Source organism: Gelidibacter salicanalis (assembly GCF_016469035.1).
Classification (GTDB): domain Bacteria; phylum Bacteroidota; class Bacteroidia; order Flavobacteriales; family Flavobacteriaceae; genus Gelidibacter; species Gelidibacter salicanalis_A.
In genome coordinates this window covers 50,097-77,001 of the sequence record NZ_JAEHJZ010000001.1, presented here as the reverse complement: position 1 = coordinate 77,001, position 26,905 = coordinate 50,097, and the positions used below count along the sequence as shown (strand labels likewise).

The following is a 26,905-nucleotide window of genomic DNA, read 5'->3' as shown; positions in this document are numbered from 1 at the left end:
GCTTATCTGAAAAAAGCGAATAATCCCTTTTTTCGTGGGATAGGAATAGCCGGTTCTTCATCAGTAATCATTTGATAGATTTCACCCCAACCCAGTGCACCTCCAATATTACGGTCGTCAATAAAAAGATCGGCGTTTATCTTACGGCTTTTGGAAGTGTCAAATTGCTCTTCAGGAAAACTGCTATTGACGGCATAAAAAGTGATGCCATTATCCTTGCAAAACGCTACTGCTTCGTCAAGACTTTTTCCAGACCTGTAAGTCCATAAAATCAAACGATGCCCATCTTCCTGAAGCCGTTTTAGCGTTTCAAAAGCGAAAATACGCGGTTTTCCAATTCCTGGATAGCGATCTTCCACAATGGTGCCGTCAAAATCTACAGCAATGATAAGTCTGTTCTGAAAATTCATGAGTCCATGCTTTGGGGTTAAAAATACAATAAATAATTTGCTAGCCTAAAAACTTTAAAGCAACGGATGTTGCGTCATAATTTCTGGTTGTGGAACCCCCATTAGTTTTAAAATCGTAGGTGCTAAATCACCTAAAACACCATCATTAATATGTTTCAACTCCTTATCAATTAAAATGATCGGGACGGGATTGGTAGTGTGCGCAGTGTTGGGAGAACCATCAGGATTGATCATGGTTTCACAGTTGCCATGATCTGCAATCAATAAGGTGGTGTAATTGTGCGTCAATGCGGCATTCACCACATCTTTTACCACAACGTCAACGGCTTCACAAGCTTTAATAGCCGCTTCCATAACACCTGTGTGCCCAACCATATCGCCATTGGCAAAGTTGAGGCATACAAAATCGACCTCTTCACGTTCCAATTCTGGAAGTAAGGCATCGCGAAGTTGAAAAGCGCTCATTTCTGGCTTTAGATCATAGGTTGCAACTTTTGGTGAATTACGTAAAATTCGTTTCTCGCCATCAAACGGAATTTCCCGTCCGCCAGAAAAGAAAAAGGTCACATGTGGATATTTTTCTGTCTCCGCAATTCGGATTTGCTTTTTATGGTATTTCTCCAAAACTTCGCCTAAAGTTTCGGTAAGATTATCTTTTTCAAATACGACGTTAATGCCTGTAAAAACTTCATCATAATTAGTCATGGTCACATAATACAAATCCAGTTTGTGCATGTTTTGCTCATGAAAATCGAATTGTGAAAGGGCTTCAGTCAATTGGCGTCCTCTATCGGTTCTAAAGTTGAAGAATATAACCACATCACCATCTTTGATAGTTGTTTTAGGATTGCCAAAATGGTCGGTCATGATGATGGGTTGGATGAATTCATCTGTGACATCGTTGTCATAACTTTTTTGTAGTGTCTGAAGGACATCTGTAGAAGGTTCGCCAATTCCGTTCACCAATGCATCATAAGCGAGCTTAATACGTTCCCATCGTTTATCGCGATCCATGGCATAGTAACGACCCGTTACAGTGGCCAATTCTGCAGAAGAATCCATGAGATGGTTTTGGAGTTGGGCTACAAATCCGCGGCCCGATTTGGGGTCTACGTCACGGCCGTCTGTAAATGCATGCACAAAAACATTGTCAAGATCATACTGTTTTGCAGCATCAAGCAGTCCAAACAAATGGCTGATGTGCGAGTGCACACCACCATCACTCAACAAGCCTAAAAAGTGAACTGGCTTTTTGTGTTCTTTTGCATAAGTAAAGGCATCTACCAACGTCTTCTCTTGAGCGAGGGTGTGATTTTCAACAGCCAAATTTATTTTTACCAAATCTTGATATACAATTCTTCCGGCACCTAAATTCATATGTCCCACTTCACTATTGCCCATTTGCCCTTCGGGAAGTCCAACGTGGAGCCCGTCAGTTCTCAAAGAAGCATTAGGATATTTGGTATAGAGAGAATCAATAAATGGAGTGTGGGCGTTGTCTATGGCTGATACTTTTGGGTCTGGAGATTTTCCCCAACCGTCAAGGATCATTAGGATGACTTTTTTGTTCATGGTGATCTGTTTTGAGTTTCAAAGATAAAAGTTTAAAAACTAATTGGGAGTATATCACAATGAAATTCACAAAATTAAAAAACGTAAAACAGCTTGTTTTATCTCATATGGTAGCGGGTTTGTAATATTCCTAACAGAACGTGTATTTGGTTCTTAAAAAGTTAAATTAATCTTATTTTAATAAAAATACTGTAACAGTTTTAGTTCCGAGTCGTCTTTTTTATATAATCTAAATCAAATATTATTCATCATGAAAAAAACAATCATTATTTCCGCAATTGCATTAGGGTTTGCTTTCAACACCTCAAATGCCGCCACATTCATTGAAGATGTTCCATTTTCAACCGTAGTCAAAAAAAGTAAAGTTGAGGTTAGTCCGTTTTGCATGGCTATTGTAAAAGGAGATATCGAGACCGTAAAAAAGCTGATTCAATTAGGAGCTGATGTCAATGCTAAATCGAATGGCATGACGCCGGCAATGTACGCCGCTAAGTATAACAAGACCGAAATCCTGGAAGTACTGGTAAAAGAGGGGGCAGACCTTAAGAAAAAATCTCAGAAAGGATTAACTGCTATGGATTATGCCAAACAATCTAAAGCGATTGATGCTATGGCATATTTGGACACGCTGTCTTAAAAATTGAAGTTGAGTTAGTGTAAAGAAAGTTTCTTGTTTTTAAGAGGCTTTTTTTTTATGTCTTATCGCAATCACCATCAAGTTTTAGCATTCTTTTTTAATGATTTAATCTCAAAATAATCCGATTCTTACACGAGGAACAAATCTATCAATAGCAATGTTTATTGTTGAAGTAATTTATTTAATTTTACTCAAAATTTAGAGTATGCCCATTTCCTTTAAAATTATTGAACCTACCAACATCAATACCATTATTCCGTTAATGCTAAAACTAACGGAACACAAGATTTCTGAAGCCGTTTTAAAACAACGCTTTGCTGAAATGGTTACCCAAAACTATGAGTGTGCAGCAATTTATGATCGTGATAAGCTTATCGGAATTGCAGGCATGTGGTTTTGTACACGCCATTATTCCGGAAGAAGTGTAGAGCTTGACCATGTTTTTATAGATGACGGCTATAGAAAAAAAGGGCTTGGCAAGCAGTTCTTAAAATGTATTTATGATTATGTGGCTCAAAAAGGCTGCCAATCTGTAGAACTAAATACTTATGTGCAGAATTATCCTTCGCACAAGTTTTACTATAATGAAGGCTTTGAGATTTTGGGCTATCATTTTTTGAAGAAGCTTTAGGTAGTAGCAACTTTAAGTCTTTTGACACGAATTTCACTTATTGGCACAGACTGTATGTGTATAAAAATTTCACCAATTAAAATAATCCCCTTTTGATACTCCTAATTTCCCTGTCTTGATAAAAATTCTATTATAAATAAGGTGTAAATTCTATTTTAATCCGTCATCCGTCATCCGTCATCCGTCACCCGTCATCAGTCACCCGTCACCCGTCACCCGTCTTAATACTTACTACTCATTTCTCACATCTCACTTCAACCCACTCAAATCCGTTCCTGTTTCTATTTCATATGGTGTTTTGTTATATTCGAAAATGCGTGCGTCCAATTCGCCTCTCAAAATAATGCTATCCCCATTTACTTCAAGCCAACTACCTTCACGTAGTCCTAACACGGGCGGAGAATTAAATGCATGAAATTCCTGGATCCTCGTTTCTCTTGTTTCTCCCATATGTTTGCTATTAGGGTCTGGATCTAAATAATGCGGATTGATATTAAAGGGCACCATTGCCAAAACCTTGAAACTAGGGGGGTACACAATGGGCATGTCATTGGTGTTGTTGATGGTGAGTCCACATATATTACTTCCCGCACTGGTTCCCAAATAAGGCGTCCCATTTTGAATCACATCTTGCAACGTACTGATCAAATTATTTTTGTAAAGCTGGTTGACCAGGACAAAGGTATTGCCACCACCAACAAAAATTCCTGTGGCTTGTTGTAAGGCTTCTTTGGGATTTTCAAATTCATGAATACCGTTTACCTGTTTACCTATTTGAGAAAAGGCTTCTTTGGCTTTCTCTGTATAGTCGTCATGACTAATTCCGCCTGGTCTTGCGTAAGGTATAAACAGAATGGTATCTGTATCCTTAAAGAAAGAAGATAGGTTTTCTAATAGGTAACTTAAATAGCCACTGCCATGAACTGTGGATGTACTGGCAATCATCATCTGTTTCATAATTTTATTCTTTTCTAGATATAATGCTTATGCACTATCATTGCGATTATTGAAGTTAATAATCAAATGCATTAAGGTCTATAATCTAACTTATTTTGTTGTAAATTTAAGTAATCTGCCACTTTAACAAAAGTTTAAACAGGCTTTAGATTTTAATTAAGAGAGTTCGACCTTTCTTTATAATCCTAACTAAATGATTCCTATGAAAACAGCTTTACTCTATATCTTTCTTTTGGCTCCTTTATACGTCGTGACCTCGCAAAATATCAAACGCGTGGAAATTTCAGGAAAAATTGTTGTGGATAACAACGAGCTGGAAAGTATTACGGTATACAATTCATCGGCTAAAAAAGGCACGCTTACAGATGAAAATGGGGTGTTTAATCTCAGTGTAGCCCTAAACGACGTTATTGAGTTTAGAGCTTTGCAGTTTCAGGATTTTACGGTCACTATTGATGCAAACATCATAAAGACGAGAAGCATGACGGTCTTTTTGGTGGAGAAAGTCAATAAACTGGATGAAGTTATTATTTTACCTTATGATCTTACGGGGAATTTGCTCGTGGATATAGAAAGTGTCAGAACTTTTAATCCTGATTTGGATGCCATTTATTTCGGTCTGGCAAATATGAATGAGTATGAGTTTCCTGATGATTATAAATCGAAAGTAGTCAACCTTGCGATGCCTGGAACTGGTAATAATATCCAGTACGGATTTGATGTCATCGGGATTGTGGATTTATTTTTAAGACCTATTTTTAAATCGAAAGAGAATATCAATAGAAAAGAAGGTATGGATGCAGGCATCTATACTGATTTTACAGACCACTACAGTACAAAGTTTCTGGTGGAAAACTTCAATATTCCAGAGGAGAAGGTGGAGGAGTTTATAAAATATGTAGAAGATGAAGGTGTTGATTATTCGCTCTTAAATTCAGGAAAAGAATTTCAATTTCTAGAATTTATCAGCCAAAAAAGTAAAGAATTTTTAGCAAAATAAGGTGGATAAAAATCAGTACGCCTGTTTTCTTTTTTTTCTTTGCGGAATGCATCTTACGATCGGGCAAACTGTTACCGTTAAAGGACAGATCCGTGCAAGTCATGATGTAGAAGGTATCCATATTCTCAACAACGGGTCCAATACATTTACCATATCCAACAGTCAAGGAATATTTGTAATACCCGTTAAGTTGAATGATACCTTGACGTTTTCAAGTGTTTCTTATGAATTAAAAAAAGTGGTGGTAGATCAGGAGATCATAAATTCAAAATCGCTGACTATCTATCTCTCCGAAAGTATAACTATTCTTGATGAAGTGGTGGTAGGTAAAATATTGACGGGCGATTTAAGCGCAGACTTGGCCAATTCAGGAATTGAACGCAACATTAATTTTTTCGATTTGGGCATCCCCGGATATACCGGAAAGCCAAAAACTCAAAGTGAACGACAGTTGTATACAGCAGGAGATTTTAAGCCTATCCATTTGTTGGCATTATTGGGCGGATCACTTCCATTAGACCCAATTTTTAACGCCATCTCTGGAAGGACCAAAGAATTAAAAAATAGAGTCCATCTTGAAAATCAAGATGATTGCATGGCTAAAGTCAAATCCAACCTTGCCGTAATGTTATTCAGCGCCCATCCTCTTGAAGAACAGTATAGAAATGAATTTTTTTATTTCTGTGCAGATGATGCGCAATTTGACACCCTATGTATAACCAATGACGATTTTAAAATGCTTGAGTTTCTGAAAGGAAAACTGGTCAGTTTCAAATCGGATCTCCAAACTGAAATTCAAGAGTGAGAAATAGTCTATTATTTAGCATAATGCTATTGGCTTGTGCACTACACACCAATGCACAGTCTGTTGAAGTCAGTGGGAAGATCATTGCGTCAAATGAAGTCGAAGGCATTCATATTATCAATAAGACTGCAAGTAGATTCACGATTTCAAGTAGTAATGGCGACTTTACAATCCCTGCCAAATTGAATGATACCATTCTCTTTTCTGGTATTTCCTATCAACCCAAAGAAATTGTGGTGACCAAAGTTATTTTGGCATCGCAACAACTCACTGTGTATTTGGAAGAAGCAGTCAATATTTTAGATGAAGTCGTAGTTGGTAAAGTGCTTACAGGAAATCTAATGTTCGATATTCATAATGCAGAACTTAAGCCCGATCTGAATTTTTATAATTTGGGCATCCCGGGATATACTGGAAAACTGAAGACTCAAACAGAAAGGCGCTTGTATGAAGCTACTTCGGGTGGCGGTTTAATTCCTGTTGGACTTATTATAAATGCCATTTCAGGCCGCACCAAACGTTTAAAGCACTATGTGAAATTGGAAAAGAAGGACACTTGTCTCGATAAAATAATAGCTGAATTCTCAGCGGATTTGTTCCGTACAGATGGTTTGGAACCCGATATAAAAGCACAATTTTTCTACTATTGCCAAGATGATCCAGAGTTTGAGAACCTCTGTAAATTAAAAAGCAGCATGAAAACGCTTATGTTTTTAGAAGCTAAATTAAAAGCCTTTCAAGCCCTATTGCAAACCCAAAAAGAAGAGAACTAATTTCTTTTGGACTGCTTTTTGCAAACTAAAACTGTATTTTTGAAAATTGAAACCCTATATGAAAGCCATTAAAATTCTTGTTTTAGCAATTCTCTTACCATTACTTCTTTCAGTGAGTGCCCATAAATTTTATGTAAGTGTCACTGAAGTGGAATATGTACGAGATAAAAAGTCAGTGCAAATTATCTCTAGAATCTTTATAGACGATTTGGAAAATACACTTCGTGAACGTTATGAAAAACGTTTGATATTTTCTCCCAAAAATGAAGCGGAAGAAGTAGGAATCTACTTAAAGCGCTACCTGAAGGATAAGATAACCATAAAAATAAATGGGACACCTGTCGACTTTAAATTTATAGGAAAGGAATATGACAATGATATTCTTTTTTGCTATTTGGAGGTTGCCAATGTTGAAGAAATTGAAACGTTTGAAATTTCAAATACCGCACTCTTTGATAATTTTGACGATCAACAGAATATTGTAAAGCTCAACATGAACAATAAGAAAAAGAGTTTTGTTCTTATGCCACAGAGTGATAAAGCTATGTTAAAATTTTAACAACTTCTTTAGTATTGACTCAAATTAATTACATTTCAAAACTCATTATAACACACCTAACACTTACAGATGAAACCATTTAACCTATTGTGTCTCTTACTCCTCTCTATCTCAGTGAGCACTTTTGCGCAAACAGACACCAAACAAGATCGAAAACCTGGTCATGTGAATACCAATAAATTCAGACAATTATATACTGAATTTTCTACCCCTAACATGTATAGAGCGGCTTCTGGAGCGCCTGGACATGCCTATTATCAGCAACAAGCAGATTATAAAATGAATATTGAATTGGATGACGAGACCGCAAAAATTCATGGTGATGAGGTCATTACTTACACCAATAACTCTCCAGATGTATTGACCTATTTATGGGTTCAATTAGATCAAAACCAACGTGCCAAAGATTCCAAATCGCCATTAATTGAGAGTAGTGGCGTGGCAAAAGCGGCGACGACTTCGCAATTTGCATCCGCTTATCTGCAGGATTCATTTGACGGCGGATTTAATATTATGGAAGTTACAGATACCGACGGCAAACCCTTGCAACATACCATCAATCAAACCATGATGCGTGTAGAATTGCCACAGGCTTTAAAATCTGGAGAAAAATTCTCTTTTGCAGTTAAGTGGTGGTATAATATTAATGACCACGTTAAAGATGGCGGGCGCTCTGGCTACGAATATTTTCCGGAAGATGGAAATAGAGCCTATGTTATAGCGCAGTTCTACCCGCGTATGGCTGTGTATAATGATGTGGAAGGTTGGCAAAATTCGCAGTTTTGGGGACGTGATGAATTTGCCTTGCCTTTTGGAAATTTTGAAGTGAATATTACGGTGCCCGCGGATCATATTTTAGATGCGACAGGTAAGCTGGTGAATAGAAAGGAGATGTTTTCCAAAACGATGATGGATCGTTATGAAACGGCTAAAAAATCCTATGATGAACCTGTTATGATCGTTACGCAGGCTGAAGCGGAAAAAGCAGAAAAAGGCCGTTCCAAGGCTAAAAAAACTTGGAAGCTATATGCTGAAAATGTACGTGATTTTGGTTTCGCCACGTCGCGAAAATATATTTGGGATATGATGGCGGTTAAAGTGGGCGATAAAGATGTGATGGCCGTTTCATTATACGCAAAAGAGGGCAATCCGTTATGGGAAGAGTGGTCTACCAAAGCCGTGGCCAGTACTTTAAAATCCTATTCAAGAATGACTTTTGATTACCCTTACCATAAAGCGATTTCTGTGCACGCACAAAGACAAGGTATGGAATACCCAATGATTTGCTGGAATTACGGCCGTCCTGAAAAAGATGGAACCTATAGTGATCGTGTAAAGTACGGGATGATGGGTGTTATCATTCACGAAGTAGGACATAACTTTTTCCCGATGATCGTAAATAGCGATGAACGCCAATGGACTTGGATGGATGAAGGTTTAAATACCTTCTTGCAATATGTTGCCGAACAGGATTTTGGTGAGTGGTACCCTGATGCACTGTCGGCAAACGATAAAACGTTTCCATCACGTAGAGGACCTGCAGCAAACATTGTTCCTTACATGGAGGGCAATCAAGATTATATTGCACCCATTATGAGCAAAGGTTTAAATACCTATCAATTTGGAAATAATGCCTACGGGAAACCGGCAACGGCACTCAATATTTTAAGAGAAACCGTCATGGGACGTGAATTGTTTGATTATGCCTTTAAAGAATATTCTCGTCGCTGGATGTTTAAACACCCAACACCAGAGGATTTTTTCAGAACTATGGAAGATGCCTCAGCATTTGACTTAGATTGGTATTGGAGAGGTTGGTTTTATACAACGGATTGGGTAGATATTGGTATAAAGGAAGTGACCAAATTTTATGTGTCTTCAGAACCAAACCAATACATTAAAGATGTTGCAGCCAGAAGAGGATTGGACATGAATACTCTAGAGCCAATGGTGTATATGGTAGAAGATGGAAGCGAAGAGCTCACAGAAGCCATGAAAAATGGTATTCAAGCGGACGATATCCCTTCCCTAAAGGAATATATGATGGATAATTTTACCGAAGAGGAGCGTAAAAGTATTGAAACACCAAAGTATTTTTATAACGTAACTTTTGAAAAACCGGGAGGATTAGTGATGCCTATCATCGTGCAGTATAATTATGAAGATGGCACTTCTAAAACAGAAACTTATCCGGCAGAAATCTGGAGATTGAATGACAGGCAAGTCAGCAAGGCCATTGCATCTCAAAAAGAGATCTCATCCATTGTGGTAGATCCAAATGCCGAGACTGCAGATATTGATACGTCTAATAATTCTTGGCCTAAAAAAGAAGAAATAAGTCAGTTTGATAGCTTTAAAAACAAAGCTCAGGACTAACATTTAAAACTTTAACTAAAAAAGCCGACTAATTTAACAGTCGGCTTTTTTATAGTATTCAAAACAACTCACTATATTTGCATTGTGATACTACAACCTACATTTTTATTTATCGGGACCACTGAGATCATGTTCATCCTATTTATAGTGGTGATGGTTTTTGGTGCAGATAAAGTGCCAGACATTGCGAAAGGGATGGGTAAAGGCATGCGTACACTCAGAGATGCTACCAATGATCTTAAATCGGAGATTACTAAAAGCTCAGAAAAACACGGTATTAATACCTCAGAATATACCAAATCCGTCACTGAAGAAATCCAGAAAGTAAAGGATGAGGTGGAGGATGCTGTAGGTTCTGTTAAACGCAAGATGTAACCCAACTGTGCCTGGATTTCCATTTATTCTCTGATTTTTTCTAAAATCTGAATTTAAACAACGCATTATTAGATAAATTGTGGACTCTGTTTAAGCCCTTTTGACGCAATATATAGTGTCTATTACCTTCATGCTGCGCTTTATTTTATTAGTCTTACCTCATTAGGTTTGTAAATTGAATTTAATTTCATTCGACTTCAGATGGCGTTCAAAGGCATTCAAAAATGGTCTGCACCTTTATATTCAGTATCGCTTAATTCTCCTAATCCCTTATTTCTTCCTACAAACCGTCAACCCATCACGAATGGGCAATACTATGGTTTCAACCCGCTGATCATTTTTTAGAAGTGTGTTATAGGTAATTAAAGCTGCTGTGGACACATCATCCTTCTCTAAAGGTTCTAGTACCTTTCCGCTCCAAAGTACGTTATCGGATAATATAATGCCGCCAGGTTTCAATTTATCAACCACTAAATGAAAGTAGTTGGTATAATTTTCCTTATCGGCATCTATAAATACCAAATCAAAGGTCCAATCTAACTTCGGAATGATATCTAAGGCATCTCCCAAATGTTGATGGATTTGAGTGCCATAATCAGACTTGTCAAAATACTTGCGTTGAAAATCCACAAGTTCTTCGTTGAGGTCAATTGTATGTAAAATACCATCTTTTTGAAGGCCTTCAGCTAAACATAAGGCCGAATAGCCGGTATAGGTTCCAATTTCTAAAATAGCCTCAGGGTTCACCAATTTTGAAATCATACTCAATACACGACCTTGATAATGCCCACTAAGCATCCGCGGTTGAAGGATTTTTTGAAATGTTTCGCGAGACAGTTGTTGCAATAATTCTGGTTCGTCTTCAGAATGCTCGGTAATGTACCTATCTAAGATCTCCGATATAAAATTCATGATGTTCAGTTTAAATAATCTAAAACTTGGGTGAAGTTTACGAATAAGTTCTTAATAATTGAATTGACATTGTTCACAAAACGCTTCTGACTAATTGCCTAAAATTCGATTCACCAACTTTTCTTTAGCAGCTTCGTCATCACCACACAACCATCTAATCACGTTATCTTCCCAAATAGCATCGTGTTCATCAGCGGTAATAATTTTTCTATCCATCGCCAAATCTAAGATTTTCCCGGGGTAGGAAGATTGTTGTGCGCTTTCCATTTCGCCAAGCGGATACGGGTCGTCCAATCCCATCAGCACTTGTTTGGAGCCTTGGTTTTTAATCAGCAGTTGTAAACCGCCGGTATCGTGTACCAAGGTATCAAAGAATATATTTTTATGACCCACCGCTTTTCTCGGGTGACTCTTGCCTTCAAATAAATCAGGTCTCCCATCAAAACCTTGTATGCGACGCCCCAAGTTAATTTGTGCCAATTGTCCGCCATGTGCAAAACAAGTACGCATGTTTGGGAATTTATCTTGATAGCCATTTAAAGTTAAAAAGTGATAAGCATCCGCACATTGCGCGAGCATCCAAATTAAATGGAAGCGCCAAGAGGTGTTTTCCAATTTGATGAATTTTTCTCCATCATACGGATGGATTTCTACCGCTAAATTATATTTACTGGCCAACTCGAATAGCGGCTCATTTTCTTCATCAAAAATACAACGCCAAGTGCCGATCGTATCCATATAGTGGGTTGGCAAACACAGCAGCTGCATGCCCAATTCTTCTACGCATCGTTCCATTTCCCACATTGCGCCGCGCACAAAACCTGGATGCACTACAAACCCACAGGTAAATTTACTCGGGTTTTCTCGTTGGATTTTCGCATTAAAATCATTTTGAAACCGTAAGGCCTGCTTCATTTCTTCAACACGCAAACCATTACCATATAACTGAGACAAATTCAAAACCACGGCATGGTCAATTTTAAAACGGTCCATCCAAGCCAATTTTTCGTCTAAAAAGAAACTTGAATGTGTTACTGGACGACTCCAATCTTTTTGAAGCATGAATTTCCGGTCCTTATCTACCCAAAAGATGCCTTTATCCTTCATAAATTGAGGAATCTCCTCTGGATAAGGTAATAAATGTGAGTGTCCGTTAATACGTAATTTGCGTTTTTCCATACTTATTTCCCACGAAAGTGGGAATCTTATTTATTGTTTGCAATTCATTATTGTCCGATAAAGAATTAAGATCGCTGCGCTTATAGTCCCGATAACTATCGGGAAAAGAACAAAGACTTGATTTTAACTGACTGATAAACAGTCGTTATTCTAAATTAAATTTGCCCAATCACTCTAAGTGAAATTAGTTTCAAAAACAAGGTGTCATTTTTAAGTTCTCGAACCAGATCATGCTTTAAGGGGGGTGCAAACTTTTTACTTGTTTTACCGGACACTGATGTTTTCAATTATTAAAAGGACGTTGTGATGAGATCCTACCATTGTAATTTGATCTTCCATACCGTGAAAATGATGCCATTATTCAATCTTAACTTTAGTTGGCGGTTCCATCAATTCCCCACAATTAGGACATTTTCGTTTGTCCTTGTCATTATAATATTTATCGAATATTTTAGGCATATCGGTTTCAATATTTTCTACCGTAAAGTCCTCTTCATAAAGTTTGGTGGTGCAATTTTCGCAAAACCAAAGCAAGGCATCACGCATGCCTTCAGGTCGTTTGTATTCAATAACCAACCCAACGGTATTTGGTCCACGTTGCGGAGAATGAGGTACTTTAGGAGGCAACAAATAAATTTCACCCTCTCTAATATGGACGTCTTTTGGGGTGCCATTATCAATGATTTTTAACACCATGTCACCTTCAATTTGATGGAAAAACTCAGGTGTTTCATTATAATGGTAATCTTTTCGATTGTTCGGACCGCCAACAACCATCACAATGAAGTCGCCATCCTTCCAGACAACTTTATTGCCTACGGGAGGTTTAAGAAGATGTCTGTTTTCTTCAATCCATTCCTTAAAATTTATAGGAGAAACTAATTTGCTCATGGTAACAATTATTTGGGCGTTAAGGAACAGGTCAGGCCTACCTGTCGGCAGGCAGGCTCTCGGCAGTCGCTCTCTCCCGATAGCAATCGGGAGAGGAGCTCCAATCCCGATAGCTATCGGGACCTCTATCCGTAACGCAAGTTTTCGTTCTTAAAATTAAGTATAAAACAGCAGAACAAAAAGATTTTGCTCGTGGTTATTTTTGTATGATTCTATAATGATTTTGTACGTCCACCATCAACAGGAAGATTGACGCCATTGATGTAACTAGCACGCTCACTTGCTAAAAACGTCACCGCATAGGCCAGCTCTTCTGGTTTTGCAAAGCGTCTTGCAGGTACTGCGCTCTTCATTGCATTGGCAGCTTCTTCTTCAGTATGCCCTGATTTATTGGCTTTGTTTCTGATAATACCCGTTAACCGTTCTGTTTCAGTGGCGCCAGGCAGCACGTTGTTGACGGTAATACCAAATTGTCCAAGTTCATTGGCTAAGGTTTTGCTCCAATTGGCAACTGCACCACGAATGGTGTTGCTGACCCCAAGGCCATCTAAAGGTTGCTTGACCGAAGTGGAAATAATATTGATGATCCGTCCAAAATTCTGTTCTTTCATAAAAGGTACCACCACTTGCACCAACACATGGTTGCATTTTAAATGTTGCGTAAACGCAGTTCCAAATTCTTCCAATTTTGCCGAAAAAATTGGCCCCCCGGCCGGTCCACCAGTGTTGTTTAACAAGATGTGGAATCCGTGATTTTTAGAAATGAATTCAGAAACTTTGCGTTGCAGTTCCTCAGGGTTTGAAAAATCGGCAACAATATAACTGTGTTTCTCCGGATTGGGAAGCTCTGAAATAGTCTGCTTCAATTTAGCTTCATTTCGTGCCACCAAAGTGACCTTTGCACCTTCAGCAGCTAATGAGATAGCTGTCGCTTTTCCGATACCTGCGGTACTCCCGCAAACTAATGCATTTTTATTGTTTAGTTGTAAATCCATAGTATTCCCTGCGAAGGCAGTGATCTTTTTTAAGGTTAATTTTTTTTATTTGATAAGAGAAATAAGAATATAGAATATAGAGAAGAGAGAAGAGAGAAGAGAGAAGAGACCTATAAATGTCATTGTTCTCTGTTCTCTTTTCTATATTCTTTTCAGTATTTTATACAAACATTCTTAGCTTCCGTAAAAAAGCGCAAGGCTTCAAATCCGCCTTCCCTGCCAACTCCTGATGCTTTTATACCTCCAAAAGGTGTACGCAAATCGCGCATCATCCAGGTGTTGACCCAAATGATTCCCGCTTGCAATTGGCTGCTCATGCGCATGGTGCGTTTTAAGTCATTGGTCCACAGTGTTGCAGATAGGCCGTATTTAACATCATTGGCCATGGTCAATACGTCGTCTTCAGTTTCAAAAGGCATAATGGTCACTACAGGTCCGAATATTTCTTCCTGGTTAAGGCGACAATCATTCGAGGCAACTTCAATAACTGTGGGTTCTAAATAATAACCATTTTCATAACCTTTCACTATTACCCTATTCCCGCCACAAAGGACATTGCCCTTCTCTGATTTAGCGATTTCAATATAATTCAGGACTTTTTCAAGATGTGCTTTGGATACCAAGGCGCCTATAGTCGTCTTTTCTTCTGAAGGATGGCCAACTTTAAGAGCTTTAACCTTCGCCACAAAATCATTTTTGAATGTTTCATAAATAGATGCTTCCACAAAAATGCGACTGCCGCACAAGCAAATCTGTCCTTGGTTGGCAAATGAAGAACGTACTGTAGTCTCTAGCATGTCCTTATAATCACAATCTGCAAAAATGATATTCGGATTTTTCCCACCCAATTCTAAAGACAATTTCTTAAACATTGGTGCCGCTACTTTTGCAATATGGGCACCGGTTGTGGTGCCACCTGTAAAACTGATCGCCTTAATATCTGGATGTTCAATGATGGCTTGTCCTGCGGTTGTTCCTAACCCGTGTACGATGTTCAATACACCTTTTGGCAAGCCTGCTTCAGTACAAATTTCTCCCAATAAATAGGCGGTCATTGGGGTGACTTCACTTGGTTTGGCAACCACACAATTTCCTGCAGCTAGGGCAGGAGCAATTTTCCAAGTAAACAGGTAGAGTGGAAGGTTCCAAGGCGAAATACACCCAACCACACCAATGGGTTGGCGTAAAGTGTAATTAATGGCGTCCTGACCCACACTCTCGTGACTCTCACTGCCAAACTGTGTAATGGCATTCCCAAAAAACCGAAAATTACTAGCAGCCCGTGGAATATCAACGTCTTTTGCTAATGAAATAGGTTTCCCGTTGTCCTTACTTTCAGCTTCTGCAAACCGTTGGAGGTTCGCTTCCAAGAGTTCGGAAATTTTGATAAGAATTCTGCTGCGTTCCTCGAAAGTAGATTGTGACCAACTAGGAAATGCTGATTCAGCGGCGATATAGGCATTATCTACATCTTCTTTTGAGGAGTTAGGGATTTGACCGTAAATTTCGCCATTCGCAGGGCAATAATTATCTATCCACTCGTCAGCGACTGGAGGCAAAAATTGACCGTTGATGTAGTTCTGTATGTTCATAATGCCTAATTCAATTGATTTAAATAGAGCCTCGATTTTAAATCTCTTTTCTCTTTTCTCTTCTCTCTACTCTCTACTCTCTACTCTCTATTCTTGATATAAGCCATCACCTTAATCTCCACCACCAAATCAGGGTGTGGCAACTGATGTACCGCTACAGTAGTTCTGGTAGGTCCGGTTTCTTTATCAAAAAACTCGGCATAGGCTTTATTGTAGCCTGCAAAATCATTCATGTTAACTAAAAAAGAGGTAACATCTACCACATCTTTTAAAGTCGCACCTTCTTTATCCAGATTTTTTTCGATGTTCTTGATCACTTCACGAGTTTGCACTTCTGCATTTAAATATTTGGTACCCATGGGGTCAATAATATCAACGCCTGCAATGCTATTATCTGCACGGCGCGAACTTGTGCCAGACACAAATATAAAATCGCCTACGCGTTTTGTGTGCGGATAGGCACCTCTTGGTGTGACATTAGTTCCTGCGGCGGCAGGAATCTCATTTATTTTTTTGGCCATAACTTGTTTTTTGTAATTTAAGTCTTATCGATGTTTAAATTAACTTTTACTATTCTTAATGTTTAAAATTTTTCGCTACCCGATCATTTTCCAAAATCTCTTCCGTAGCACGATTAACTTTTTTTAAATTAGTTTCTAAATCATCACTGATATCAAGTTCTTTGTCTGTAAGCATATTTAAGATGGCTTTATCTTGTGCTCGACCTCTTAACATGGCTTCCCGATACCCAATCTCTTCATTAAAGGTAACCAATGAATATTTGGAGGAATACGCATTTGGGAAATTTTTCTCCAAAGTCATCTCTAAATTGCGTTTTTCCCTAAATATCGCATTGTTGACGTGGCCTTTCATTTCATGAAAATTGTCAATGGCCAAATCAGCAATGGCGTCAGTATCTTTTTTTCGGTTGGTTTGGTAGGCTTTAAAAATAGCTTCCCATCCTTCTTCGCTGTTCGGTTGGCCTTCATCCAATGCCTTGTCAAACTCTACGACGTCCTCAAATGAAGCATTCATCCCTTGTCCGTAAAAAGGAACAATGGCATGGGCGGCATCGCCCATCAACAAGGTGTTGCCTTTATAAGACCATGGCGAACACTTTACGGTGCCTAAAGGTGCTGTTGGATTGGTAAAAAATTCGTCGATCAGGTTTGGCATCAATGCCAAGGCATCCTTGAAATATATTTCAAAAAATTCGAGCACCTTTTCCGGTGTCGTCAAATTTCCAAAATTGTAGTCGCCTTCATCAAAACTTAAAAATAAGGTGACGGTAAAACTGCCATCCAAATTGGGCAATGCAATCAGCATAAAACTATCGCGTCCCCAAATATGGAGTGCGTTTTTATAAGTTTGGTACCCGCCATTTGCTGCAGGAAGTATGCTTAATTCTTTGTAGCCATGGGTTAACCAATCTTGCGAAAAACTAAACAAAAATTTCTTTCCTAAAAAGTAGCTTTTCCTCAAGGCCGATCCAGCGCCATCTGTAGCAATAATAATATCAGCATCTTCTACAAAGGTTTCTTTCGTTTTATAATCCTCAAAAAAGGCTGTGGTGTTTTCAAAATCGACTGATTTACATTTTTTATTAAAGTGAATGCTGACATTTTGATGTGTTTCGGCTTCATTTAATAAGAGCGCATTCAAGTCGCCACGAGAAATAGAGTTAATAAATTCATGTTCACGGCCACTATAGGGCGCTAAAACAGTGTTTCCATCACTATCGTGCAAGAGTCGACCGTTCATAGGAATACAAAGCTTTTTAACCTGATCTTCCACGCCCGCAAGTCGCATTGCTTTTAAACCTCTATCAGAAAGCGCTAGGTTAATGGACCGTCCTGCACTGATATTTACCTTTCTTAAGTCAGGCCGCATTTCATAAAGATTGACATTAAAACCACGTTGTCCTAATCGTAAGGCAAGTAAGCTTCCGCAAAGGCCAGCACCGATGATGAGTATGTTTTGTTGTTTTTTCATAATATTTCCTGCGAAGGGAGGAACTTTAGTTTTTAGTTTCAATATAGGATTGAAAACCCTTCCGTCTTAAAGCTCTAACCGGAGCTTTAATCCACCTTCCCTTAAAAAAGGGAAGGAATTTTTGAGCATTTTTAATTTAAAATGTGCTTTAATTTTTCTACCAGATTATATACATCCTGAAACGAGTTGTATAATGGTGTAGGCGCACAACGGATCACATCTGGTTCGCGCCAGTCAGTAATGATGCCTGCTTCAGTCAATTTGCTGTGCAATGCCTTGTCCGCATTTTTAACCTGAATGGAGAGCTGGCATCCACGTTCATCGGGATTTGATGGGGTGATAATTTTTATGCTGTTTGAGCCTAGTTGTTTTAACAAAAACTCGAAATACCCCGTGAGTTCTTTTGATTTTACGATCAGTTGTTCCATGCCAACCTCAGCAAACATATCTAATGAGGCTCTAATAGCTGCCATTGATAAAATAGGGGGATTGCTTAACTGCCAACCTTCAGCGCCGGGAAGTTGATCAAATTCATCACGCATTTTAAAACGGGTGGCTTTGTTGTGGCTCCACCAACCTGCAAAGCGGTTGAGGTCTTTATGATGTGCATGACGCTCATGCACAAAGGCGCCACCTAAGCTTCCGGGTCCAGAATTTAAATATTTATAAGTGCACCAAACTGCGAAATCCGCGCCTGAATCATGGAGGTTCAATGCCACGTTTCCTGCACCGTGGGCACAATCAAAGCCTACCATACAACCGTGTTTGTGTCCCAATTGGGTAATGCGTTTAAAGTCGAAAAACTGTCCGGTATAATAGTTAACGCCACCAATCATGATCAAAGCTATGTCATCACCTTGGTTTTCCATGATAGCCTCTAAATCTTCATAATTTGCTAATTCTTCCCCTTCTCTAGCTTTCCAAAGCAGGACTCCGTCTTTAGGATCAAAACCATGGTGTATCAACTGGGATTCTACGGCATATTTATCGGATGGAAAAGCATCGGCTTCAATGAGTATCTTAAAACGTTTTTGACTCGGTTTATAAAAAGACACCATCATCAAATGTAAGTTGACGGTTAAGGTATTCATTACAATCACTTCAATAGGTTTTGCACCCACTACTTCTGCCATGCTATTCGTTAGCAACTCGTGATAGTGTAACCAGGGGTTTTTTGCTTGGGTATGGCCCTCAACGCCTAAACTTGCCCAATCTTCTAATTCTTGATGGATATACTCTTTTGTGGATTTTGGTTGAAGTCCGAGAGAATTCCCAGTCATATAAATGACATCGGTTCCATCGTTATGTTTAGGGATATGGAAGCGATCTCTATAAGACGCCAATGTATCAGCTTGATCTTTTTGTTGTGCGTATGCAAGGCCTAATTTGTGATGTGACACAGAGTTTTGATTTTCGGTTGTACACAAAAATAAGAATTATAAGCTTAGAATGAAGGACGGAAAAGTGAGTTTGTTGGAAGTTAAGAAGTCTCTATTGGAAAATACTGCTGCTGTTAATCTTCTGAAGAAATTCGTAGAAGAGAAACCAAGCTTTGATTTGAGCGCAGAAAAAGAGCTTCAACTTTGTTAGTGGAAGCTCTTTGAATATATAGAGACGCATCCTGCGGAATATTCATCTGACATACCTTATATACGTTGCGACTCTACACTTTGGATTTTAAGCAGCGTGGTTTTATAATAGTTTACAAATCTCATCTTATTACCTTGATATTCGTGAAATGGAGTGTCCAATTGGCGTCAGGCCGTTTATGTGTTTTGCTAATGTTGATCCCATTAAAATCTTCGTAATCTTCCCAAGTGGTCATCATTGAGGGCTCTTTAGAGTTACCTTTTCTATACACCCATTCTTTTAATAGAAAATCATCGCTAAAATATAAATCATAAGCGTCTCCTGGAGTGTAGCCACCTTCGTTTGGATAGGTAATCGTTATTTGATTGAGTTCAGTTTTGCTAATTGGAGCTTCCGTTACAGTAGTGTCAGAAATAGTTGCTGAGGTATCCCAAACCAATTGGTAAGGCGCCAATAGCCAGTATTTATCATTGATGAAGTTCTTGTCCGCACTCATAGACGTACTATCCATCGCTTTCCGATTGTAGGCAAGGGTATCTTTTCCTGAAATCATCACAATAGCATCTGATTTAGGTTTCCAAATCCATGAACGCTCAAAATGGGTGGTGTCTCTGTCTACGTTAAAAGTAAAATGGATTTCAGTAACATCCTTCCAATTTTGAAAACCGTGAGCGTTGGCAATTTTTTCCGATGTTGACCATTCTTTTTCTATAACTTTAGCGTCCTCCTTTTGTTTACAGGAAAAGGAGAAAGCGACGAATAGGAGTAAAATCAGTGATTTTTTCATCTTTTAATTTTTTTATAAAGATAATGAAGAATGTTCTAGAAGTATTAATTTTAAACATCAAACAGAGTTTATGGATCCACATGCTAATTATTTCAATACCAATAAAGCCACTTGGAACAACAAAGTCAGTGTTCATGCAGAAAGTGATTTTTATGACATGGAAGCTTTTAAAAACGGCAAATCATCGTTGAAGCGGTATGAGTTGGAGGCGCTAGGAAGTGTTGATGGAAAGCGCTTGCTGCACTTGCAATGTCATTTTGGTCAAGATACATTAAGTTGGAGTAGGATGGGAGCAAAGTGTATAGGGGTTGATCTGAGCGATAAAGGCATTGCTTTAGCCCAACAATTAAACGAAGAATTGAAACTTGATGCTAAGTTTGTGTGCTGCAATGTGCTTGATACGTCTAAACATATTTCAGAAACCTTTGATCTTGTCTTTACAAGTTACGGCGTAATAGGTTGGTTGCCCGATTTAAAACCGTGGGCACAGATGATTGCAGAGCGCTTGAAGCCAGGCGGAACATTTTTTATGGCCGAATTTCATCCTATGGTTTGGATGTTTGATTATTTAGAGGGGAAGCCTATTTTGAAATATGGGTATATGCAGGATGCTGTTATTTACGAAGAGTATAAAGGTACTTATGCAAATGCCAAATCAGAGATGATCAGTAAAGAGTATGGCTGGAATCACGGATTGGGAGAAGTTGTTTCTGCTTTATCTGAAGCTGGATTGAATATTGAGTATCTCAAAGAGCATGATGAAAGTCCGTACAATATATTGCCTGATTTGCTACAAACGGATTCGGGAATGTTTGTTACTAAGGACAAACTTTATCCCTTAATATTTACTTTAAGAGCAAGTAAGCCATAATAAAGAGACCTCACAGGTTTCTAAAACCTGTGAGGTCTAAAATAAACGATTTGATCCAATCTTAATCCTTAATCAACTTTGGGAATTTTGCCTTAAAGCGTTCGTATCTTGGGATGGATACATTTTGGATGTATGGGTTTTGAGGATTGTTTTTCTCATAATCCTGATGATAGCCTTCTGCAATCCAAAATTTTTGAAAAGGATATAATTCAGCAGCAACCGTTTGATTCAGTTTTGTTGCCAAAGCCGTTTTTTTTTCTTGTATTATTTTTTTCTGCGCATCAGTCTGATAAAAAATAATAGAGCGGTACTGTGAGCCTCGGTCTCCACCTTGGCCATTAACTTGCGTTGGATTTTGAGAGCCAAAATACACATCCACTAAAGTCGCAAAATTTACAACATTCGGATCATAGATGACCTCTACAGCTTCTGCGTGTCCTGTTTGTCCTGTGTTGCTTGATTCGTAGGTTGGATTGTTGGTGTGACCTCCTGCGTAGCCGCTAATCACTTCTTCAACACCTTTGACGTGCTCATAAATATTTTCAACACACCAAAAACAACCACTCGCAAAATAGGCTTTTGCTTTGCCATCAGTCATTGGGACTTCAATAGGCTCAGCGGTTTTAACTGCTTGTTGTTTGGGGTTGTTCTGTGCCGTATGTTGACAGCTAAATAAAACGATAAGTGATAATGATAAAACAAGTGATTTCATAAGGCTAATTTTATAAGTAGTCGCTAAGTTATTTAAAACCTTAGTGGTACAATGTGAAAGTTATGCCAAATAAAAGCCTTTACAGTTGGGTGTAAAGGCTTTTTGATATTATGATGGTGCTGTTTAGCTTAATTTCGCAAACAATTTTTCCATTTTCTCTTTTTGTTCAATGGCTAATTGGGCGTCAACCAAAATACGACCACTGTGCTCATCTGTAATCACTTTTTTACGCGAAGCAATTTCTACTTGTACCTGTGGTGGAATAGTGAAGAAAGAACCACCGGAAGCACCTCTTTCAATAGCAACAACAGCTAAACCATTTTTAACATTTGCTCTAATTCTGTGGTAAGCATTTACTAAACGCTCATCAATTGATGCTTGATATTCTTCAGACTTTTTGATCAAAGCCGTTTCTTCCTTTTCAGTTTCAGCCAAAATTGCATTCAATTCACTTTTTTTGTGTTTCAAATGCGCTTGACGGTCTTTTAACCGGTCTTTAGTCTCAGAAATAATTTCTTTTTTCTGCTCAATTTGTACTTTAAATTCTTTGATGTGCTTATCAGCCAATTCAATTTCCAATTCCTGAAATTCTATTTCCTTTGTAATGGAATTGAACTCTCTGTTATTTCTAACATTTTTTTGCTGTTCTGCATATTTTTTGATTAACGATTTAGCTTCCTCAATCAAATTCTTTTTTGATTTAATTTCGTCATCAACAATGGCTAACCCACCGTTCAATTTTTCAAGTCTAGTATTAAGTCCTTCAACTTCATCTTCTAAATCTCTTACTTCTAAAGGAAGTTCCCCTCTAATATTTCTGATTTCGTCAACTCTTGAATCAATTAGTTGTAAATCATACAACGCTCTTAATCGGTCTTCAACAGAAAGTTCAGCTTTTTTTGCCATAATTATAAATACTTTACAGGATTGGTGTTTATCGTCGATAAAACGATTGCAAAATTAGTAATTTTTTTTGATAGATAGTTAGCTAAAAAGGTTTTTGTGAACTGTTCGCTTTCATAATGCCCAATGTCTGCTAGAATTATTTGATTTTCTGCCGAAAAAAAATCGTGATATTTTAAATCTGCAGTTATAAAAACATCGGCTTGGGCAGACTTGGCAGCACTAATGGCAAAGCTACCCGAACCTCCAAGTACTGCAATCCGCTTTACTTTATCTTTAATAAGGCTGGAATGTTTTATACTGGACACGTTCATTTTACGCTTCACAAACTGTAGGAAATCTTCTGTGGCCATTTCATTTGGCAGGTCACCCACCATTCCAATCCCAATATGTTGGTTGTAATTATCTAAAGTGGTCACCTCAAAAGCGACTTCCTCATAAGGATGGTGTGCAAATAGCGCCTTAAGTATGCTGCTTTCTAAGTGCTTTTGGAAGGTTACAGAAATTTGTGTTTCCTGCTCCTTACGGTATTCAAAGCGTTCACCCACTTGAGGATCTGAGGCGTCATTGCCTCTAAACGTGCCTATCCCTTCGGTATTAAAACTGCAATCGTCGTAATTGCCTATTTGACCAGCACCAGAATTAAACAGCGCGGTACGCAACTCATCAGCATCTTTTTGAGGGACGTAGGTAGTCAATTTCTTGATGGTGCCTTTTTGTGGTAATAGTATTTTTTTATTCTCGATGCCTAAGGTGTTACAGATAATATCATTGACACCTTGTAAAGAGTTGTCTAAAGCCGTATGAATGGCGTAGATGGCGATGTCATGTTTGATGGCCTTAAGGACCACGCGCTCTACATACGTACTTCCATCTATCTTTTTTAAACCTTTAAAAATAATAGGGTGAAAGCTGATAATTAAGTTGCATTTTTTTTCAATTGCCTCATCTACAATGCTCTCTAAGGTGTCTAGCGTGACTAAAACGCCTTTCAGCTTGTTGTTTTTGTCTCCAACCAACAACCCCACATTATCAAAATCTTCAGCATAGGCTAAAGGCGCCAACTTTTCGAGATGATTAATGACATCTTGAATAATCATATGTTTTTTCGTTTTTAGGTTCAAAGCAAAGATAAAATATTATATTTTCGTTCTGATGAAATTAGTTAGGTATCTCCTTTTTCCCGTTGTTCCCATTTATTATATGGTCACTTGGTTGCGCAATAAATTGTATGATCTTGGTATAAAAAAATCAACAGCTTACAATTTTCCGGTTATTTGTGTTGGCAATTTGAGTGTTGGTGGAACGGGTAAAACGCCTATGATTGAATATTTAATTCGATTGCTAAAAGCAGAGCATCATGTTGCAACCCTTAGTAGAGGCTATAAAAGACAGACTAAAGGGTTTATAATTGCTGATCAAACCGCTACCCCTATGAGTATTGGTGATGAGCCTTTTCAGTTTTACCAAAAATTTGATGATATTATCGTGAGTGTGGATGCTGATCGGGTGCACGGAATTTCTCAACTAACCGCTTTACAGAATGCTCCTGAAATTATTTTATTGGACGATGCGTTCCAGCACAGAAGGGTCAGTGCTGGTCTTAACATTATGTTGACCGCGTTTGACGACCTTTATACGGAAGACATCTTATTGCCTACGGGGAATTTAAGAGAGCCACGGCAAGGTGCCAAACGTGCCGATATTATCGTGGTAACGAAGTGTCCTGAAAATTTATCTGATCAAAAGAAAAAAGACCTCGTAAATAAGATGAAGCCCTTAGCACATCAAGAGGTCTTTTTTGGAAGTATTTCTTATTCTAACGATATCCGAACTTCGAAAGATTCAGTGGCTTTATCAACTCTAAAAAGTAAAGCATTTACCTTGGTAACGGGCATTGCCAATCCTAAACCATTGGTTGCCCATTTGGAAACGCTGGGACTGCAATTTGAGCACCTTCAATTTAAGGATCATCACGATTTTAGTGACAGAGACATAGACCATTTGAAAACGAAAGGGATTATCCTAACCACCGAAAAAGACATGGTCCGTTTGCAATCTCGGTTTGCTGAAAGTAAATCGCTTTATTATTTACCCATTGAAATGAAAATAGATCGGGCCCAACACTTTGATCAACTGATCCGCGAGTTTGTTAAATAGACGCTGTGGAGTTTTGGTTTACTTTTAAAGCATTATAGAGTTTCTTCTCAAAATCATCCTGTTTGAATGGTTTAGAGATGATATCATTAAAGCCTGCTTCGTCAAACTCGTGCATTTTATCTTCTATTGTCACCGCGGTCAATGCGAAGATAGTGAGCTCCTTATCAAAGGTTCTAATGATCTTTGTCGCTTCCAGGCCGCTAATGCCGGGCATGTGAATGTCCATCAAGACCACGTCATACCGTACTTCTTTAACACGTTCAACCGCATCCTCGCCATTTTCAACCACATCACAATACAGATTCATCTTGTTTAGGATCTTACGGGTTATCATTTGATTGATCTTGTTGTCTTCAACAACCAAAATTTTAATATTTGTCAAGTCCAAAGTGTTAATTTCGCTAAGTTTTTTTTGTTTTTTAGTATGGATAGGTTCTGGTGAATAGGTGAGGGGGATTTCAAAGAAGAAGCTTGAGCCCCTACCAAGTTCACTTTTCAAATAAATTTTTCCTTTTAAAATTTCGATAAGCCCCTTTACTATAGAAAGCCCTAAACCGGTTCCCCCGTATTTTCTATTAATTTGAATGGAGCCTTGAGAAAAGCTTTCAAACATGTGTTCTTGCTTTTCTTTAGTGACCCCAATCCCATTGTCCTGTATTTCAAACCGGACGGTATATGTGTCATTTTCCTGGTTGATCTTTTTTAATTTTACCCATATGTCACCATCCTTGGTAAATTTAATGGCGTTGCCTATAAGGTTGATTAAAATTTGGGAGATCTTTAATTGGTCTGCTGTAAATGTAGATGGTAAGTCTTGGTCGTATTCATAGTGCAACTTGGTATTATTATCCAATGCGGAATTGCTCAGTGCAGAAATAACATTTTCAACTTTCTTTTTCAAATTGAATACTTCAGCATCCAACTCAACCTTATTGGCCTCAATTTTATTGATTTGGAGAATGTCATTAATGAAGGTGAGTAAATAATCTCCAGAAAATTTCAGGGATTTTAAATGTGGAATTTGGTCGGGTTTTGGTTCTTCGTCCAAAAGCATGTTTGTTAACCCTGTAACTGCATATAAGGGGGTTCTAAGCTCATGGGTTACCGTTGATAGGAAGTTCGCCTTTGTCTTAGAAGCCAGTTCTGCTTTTTCTTTAGCCAAAATAAGCTCATCATTTTTTTTGTGAAGCATATTGTTGGTTTTCAGTCTGATATTGTTGTTTTTATATAGTGATAAGGTGAGTAATGATAATATAGTGATCAATGCAATACTCAAGATTGTAGTAATCCGAGTTAAATTATTGGAGGCATCGGCTTCTTCTAGCTTGATCTCCATTTGTTTGCGCTCAGAATCCTTGGACTCCGTAATAAACTGTGCTTTTTTTTCTGGCGACAAATTTTGACGCTTTATATTTAACAAAGAATCTGAAAGTTGGATATGTTTCCTCAAAAATTGATTGGAAAGTTGATAATCCTCATTTTCTTCATAAATTTCGCTTAAGGTTAAGTAACTATCATTGATGTATTCCGGAATGTGGTTGCGCTCAGCCAATTCCATTCCTTCTTTGGCCATGGAAAGTGCTAATTCTGGATTTCCTAGTTTTTGATATACTTTGCCACTGTTGATGAAAGCACTACTCAGAAGGCCATTTTGATCATATTTTTTAGCTAAAATGATGGTTTTTTCCAGCTTTGACTTGGCGGTTTTATAGTCCTTCATTTGAATATAAACCTTTGCTTCATTGAGATTGACATCAGTAATAAGACGTTCTAAACCTTCTTCTTCAAATTTTGTTTTGGCAGAGTTAAAATAATCTAGTGCAGTTTGATACTCCTTTTTGCTGGTGTGTAAAATGCCTTTAACGTTATAGGTAATGGCTAAATTGGCATAATCATTGGTTTCTCGTTGTAGTTCAGCAGCTTTGGTTAAGGACACCAAAGCGTTCTCTGGCTCTTCAATTATAAATAAGATTTTTGCAATTTTGGTATGAATGCTCCCTTCGCTTTTCTTATCGCCAATTTTATCTGCAATGGCCAATGCTTTTTCAAGGTTATCCTTGGCATTGTAATATTCGCCACGTTCAGTGTCAAAGCCAGATTGCGTAACGTAGTTTTGAATGCGCATTTTTAGGATGTCAACATCCTCATCTGCGGCGTTCTGTGAAGATAGCGTGGAGATTATTAGGAAAAAAAAAGCAACTATATAATAGGTTCGTTGGGACATTT

At 38.2% G+C, this 26,905-nt stretch carries 27 protein-coding genes; 11 read left to right on the top strand and 16 right to left on the bottom strand.

All coding sequences use genetic code 11. The annotated features are described in order from the left end of the window. Positions 1-2 precede the first annotated feature (2 nt). Together JEM65_RS00360 and gpmI are read right to left on the bottom strand one after the other, a co-directional pair. Positions 3-410, bottom strand: a complete 408-nt coding sequence (locus JEM65_RS00360) for a BT0820 family HAD-type phosphatase (RefSeq protein ID WP_199596560.1) — start codon at positions 408-410, stop codon at positions 3-5. Positions 411-464: 54 nt separating this feature from the next. Beyond that, positions 465-1,982, bottom strand: coding sequence for a 2,3-bisphosphoglycerate-independent phosphoglycerate mutase (gpmI, locus tag JEM65_RS00355; protein ID WP_199596559.1), 1,518 nt, complete (start codon positions 1,980-1,982; stop codon positions 465-467). A gap of 250 nt (positions 1,983-2,232) precedes the next feature. Between gpmI and JEM65_RS00350 the strand changes: the two genes are divergently transcribed. Together JEM65_RS00350 and JEM65_RS00345 are read left to right on the top strand one after the other, a co-directional pair. Then, complete coding sequence (locus JEM65_RS00350; protein ID WP_199596558.1) at positions 2,233-2,619, top strand: ankyrin repeat domain-containing protein; 387 nt, start codon at positions 2,233-2,235, stop codon at positions 2,617-2,619. Between the two features lie 205 nt (positions 2,620-2,824). Beyond that, positions 2,825-3,250 (top strand): GNAT family N-acetyltransferase, encoded by a 426-nt coding sequence (locus JEM65_RS00345; protein ID WP_199596557.1) that lies wholly within the window; start codon positions 2,825-2,827, stop codon positions 3,248-3,250. Positions 3,251-3,499: 249 nt separating this feature from the next. Here JEM65_RS00345 and pepE read toward each other — a convergent pair whose 3' ends face one another. Beyond that, complete coding sequence (pepE, locus tag JEM65_RS00340; RefSeq protein WP_199596556.1) at positions 3,500-4,207, bottom strand: dipeptidase PepE; 708 nt, start codon at positions 4,205-4,207, stop codon at positions 3,500-3,502. A 202-nt stretch (positions 4,208-4,409) separates the two neighbouring features. Between pepE and JEM65_RS00335 the strand changes: the two genes are divergently transcribed. From JEM65_RS00335 to JEM65_RS00310, 6 genes are all read left to right on the top strand, one after another. After that, the gene (locus JEM65_RS00335; protein ID WP_199596555.1) at positions 4,410-5,207 is read left to right on the top strand and encodes a carboxypeptidase-like regulatory domain-containing protein; all 798 of its coding nucleotides are present in this window, start codon (positions 4,410-4,412) and stop codon (positions 5,205-5,207) included. 46 nt (positions 5,208-5,253) lie between these two features. Then, the gene (locus JEM65_RS00330; protein WP_199596554.1) at positions 5,254-6,012 is read left to right on the top strand and encodes a carboxypeptidase-like regulatory domain-containing protein; all 759 of its coding nucleotides are present in this window, start codon (positions 5,254-5,256) and stop codon (positions 6,010-6,012) included. Beyond that, entirely contained in the window at positions 6,009-6,785 is a 777-nt protein-coding gene (locus JEM65_RS00325) for a carboxypeptidase-like regulatory domain-containing protein (RefSeq protein ID WP_199596553.1), read from the top strand. The genes JEM65_RS00330 and JEM65_RS00325 overlap by 4 nt, the downstream gene beginning before the upstream one ends. A gap of 58 nt (positions 6,786-6,843) precedes the next feature. Continuing rightward, positions 6,844-7,344, top strand: coding sequence for a DUF6702 family protein (locus JEM65_RS00320; protein WP_199596552.1), 501 nt, complete (start codon positions 6,844-6,846; stop codon positions 7,342-7,344). 69 nt (positions 7,345-7,413) lie between these two features. After that, positions 7,414-9,720: a M1 family metallopeptidase gene (locus tag JEM65_RS00315; RefSeq protein ID WP_199596551.1), complete on the top strand. Its 2,307-nt coding sequence runs from the start codon at positions 7,414-7,416 to the stop codon at positions 9,718-9,720. Positions 9,721-9,804: 84 nt separating this feature from the next. Beyond that, positions 9,805-10,095: a twin-arginine translocase TatA/TatE family subunit gene (locus tag JEM65_RS00310; protein WP_199596550.1), complete on the top strand. Its 291-nt coding sequence runs from the start codon at positions 9,805-9,807 to the stop codon at positions 10,093-10,095. 270 nt (positions 10,096-10,365) lie between these two features. Here the strand turns inward: JEM65_RS00310 and JEM65_RS00305 are convergent, their stop codons facing one another. From JEM65_RS00305 to kynU, 8 genes are all read right to left on the bottom strand, one after another. Beyond that, entirely contained in the window at positions 10,366-11,007 is a 642-nt protein-coding gene (locus tag JEM65_RS00305; RefSeq protein ID WP_199596549.1) for an O-methyltransferase, read from the bottom strand. 90 nt (positions 11,008-11,097) lie between these two features. After that, entirely contained in the window at positions 11,098-12,186 is a 1,089-nt protein-coding gene (locus JEM65_RS00300; RefSeq protein ID WP_199596548.1) for an amidohydrolase family protein, read from the bottom strand. A gap of 357 nt (positions 12,187-12,543) precedes the next feature. Then, a complete protein-coding gene (locus tag JEM65_RS00295; RefSeq protein ID WP_199596547.1) occupies positions 12,544-13,077 on the bottom strand; it encodes a 3-hydroxyanthranilate 3,4-dioxygenase in 534 nt (177 codons plus the stop codon). Between the two features lie 212 nt (positions 13,078-13,289). Beyond that, on the bottom strand, positions 13,290-14,072 hold the full coding sequence (locus JEM65_RS00290) for an SDR family oxidoreductase (RefSeq protein ID WP_199596546.1): 783 nt from the start codon (positions 14,070-14,072) through the stop codon (positions 13,290-13,292). A 152-nt stretch (positions 14,073-14,224) separates the two neighbouring features. Next, a complete protein-coding gene (locus JEM65_RS00285; RefSeq protein WP_199596545.1) occupies positions 14,225-15,664 on the bottom strand; it encodes an aldehyde dehydrogenase in 1,440 nt (479 codons plus the stop codon). An 80-nt stretch (positions 15,665-15,744) separates the two neighbouring features. Next, a complete protein-coding gene (locus JEM65_RS00280) occupies positions 15,745-16,185 on the bottom strand; it encodes a RidA family protein (RefSeq protein WP_199596544.1) in 441 nt (146 codons plus the stop codon). A gap of 55 nt (positions 16,186-16,240) precedes the next feature. Then, a complete protein-coding gene (locus JEM65_RS00275; RefSeq protein ID WP_199596543.1) occupies positions 16,241-17,656 on the bottom strand; it encodes an FAD-dependent oxidoreductase in 1,416 nt (471 codons plus the stop codon). 131 nt (positions 17,657-17,787) lie between these two features. Then, the gene (gene kynU, locus JEM65_RS00270) at positions 17,788-19,056 is read right to left on the bottom strand and encodes a kynureninase (protein WP_199596542.1); all 1,269 of its coding nucleotides are present in this window, start codon (positions 19,054-19,056) and stop codon (positions 17,788-17,790) included. 49 nt (positions 19,057-19,105) lie between these two features. Here kynU and JEM65_RS00265 point away from each other — a divergent pair, with 49 nt between their 5' ends. Beyond that, positions 19,106-19,246: a hypothetical protein gene (locus JEM65_RS00265; protein WP_199596541.1), complete on the top strand. Its 141-nt coding sequence runs from the start codon at positions 19,106-19,108 to the stop codon at positions 19,244-19,246. Positions 19,247-19,367: 121 nt separating this feature from the next. Here the strand turns inward: JEM65_RS00265 and JEM65_RS00260 are convergent, their stop codons facing one another. Next, on the bottom strand, positions 19,368-20,033 hold the full coding sequence (locus tag JEM65_RS00260; protein ID WP_199596540.1) for a hypothetical protein: 666 nt from the start codon (positions 20,031-20,033) through the stop codon (positions 19,368-19,370). Between the two features lie 70 nt (positions 20,034-20,103). On the opposite strand from JEM65_RS00260, the gene JEM65_RS00255 reads away from it, so the two are divergent. Continuing rightward, on the top strand, positions 20,104-20,904 hold the full coding sequence (locus tag JEM65_RS00255; RefSeq protein WP_199596539.1) for a class I SAM-dependent methyltransferase: 801 nt from the start codon (positions 20,104-20,106) through the stop codon (positions 20,902-20,904). Positions 20,905-20,965: 61 nt separating this feature from the next. Here the strand turns inward: JEM65_RS00255 and msrA are convergent, their stop codons facing one another. The 3 genes from msrA to JEM65_RS00240 all read right to left on the bottom strand — a co-directional run bounded on the left by msrA (position 20,966) and on the right by JEM65_RS00240 (position 23,619). After that, the gene (gene msrA, locus JEM65_RS00250; protein ID WP_199596538.1) at positions 20,966-21,616 is read right to left on the bottom strand and encodes a peptide-methionine (S)-S-oxide reductase MsrA; all 651 of its coding nucleotides are present in this window, start codon (positions 21,614-21,616) and stop codon (positions 20,966-20,968) included. 123 nt (positions 21,617-21,739) lie between these two features. Then, on the bottom strand, positions 21,740-22,522 hold the full coding sequence (locus tag JEM65_RS00245; protein ID WP_199596537.1) for a zinc ribbon domain-containing protein: 783 nt from the start codon (positions 22,520-22,522) through the stop codon (positions 21,740-21,742). A 2-nt stretch (positions 22,523-22,524) separates the two neighbouring features. Beyond that, positions 22,525-23,619, bottom strand: a complete 1,095-nt coding sequence (locus JEM65_RS00240) for a Nif3-like dinuclear metal center hexameric protein (protein ID WP_199596536.1) — start codon at positions 23,617-23,619, stop codon at positions 22,525-22,527. 55 nt (positions 23,620-23,674) lie between these two features. Here JEM65_RS00240 and lpxK point away from each other — a divergent pair, with 55 nt between their 5' ends. After that, positions 23,675-24,679 (top strand): tetraacyldisaccharide 4'-kinase, encoded by a 1,005-nt coding sequence (gene lpxK, locus JEM65_RS00235; protein ID WP_199596535.1) that lies wholly within the window; start codon positions 23,675-23,677, stop codon positions 24,677-24,679. Here the strand turns inward: lpxK and JEM65_RS00230 are convergent. Continuing rightward, on the bottom strand, positions 24,672-26,903 hold the full coding sequence (locus JEM65_RS00230; protein WP_199596534.1) for a tetratricopeptide repeat-containing hybrid sensor histidine kinase/response regulator: 2,232 nt from the start codon (positions 26,901-26,903) through the stop codon (positions 24,672-24,674). The genes lpxK and JEM65_RS00230 overlap by 8 nt on opposite strands. Positions 26,904-26,905 lie beyond the last annotated feature (2 nt).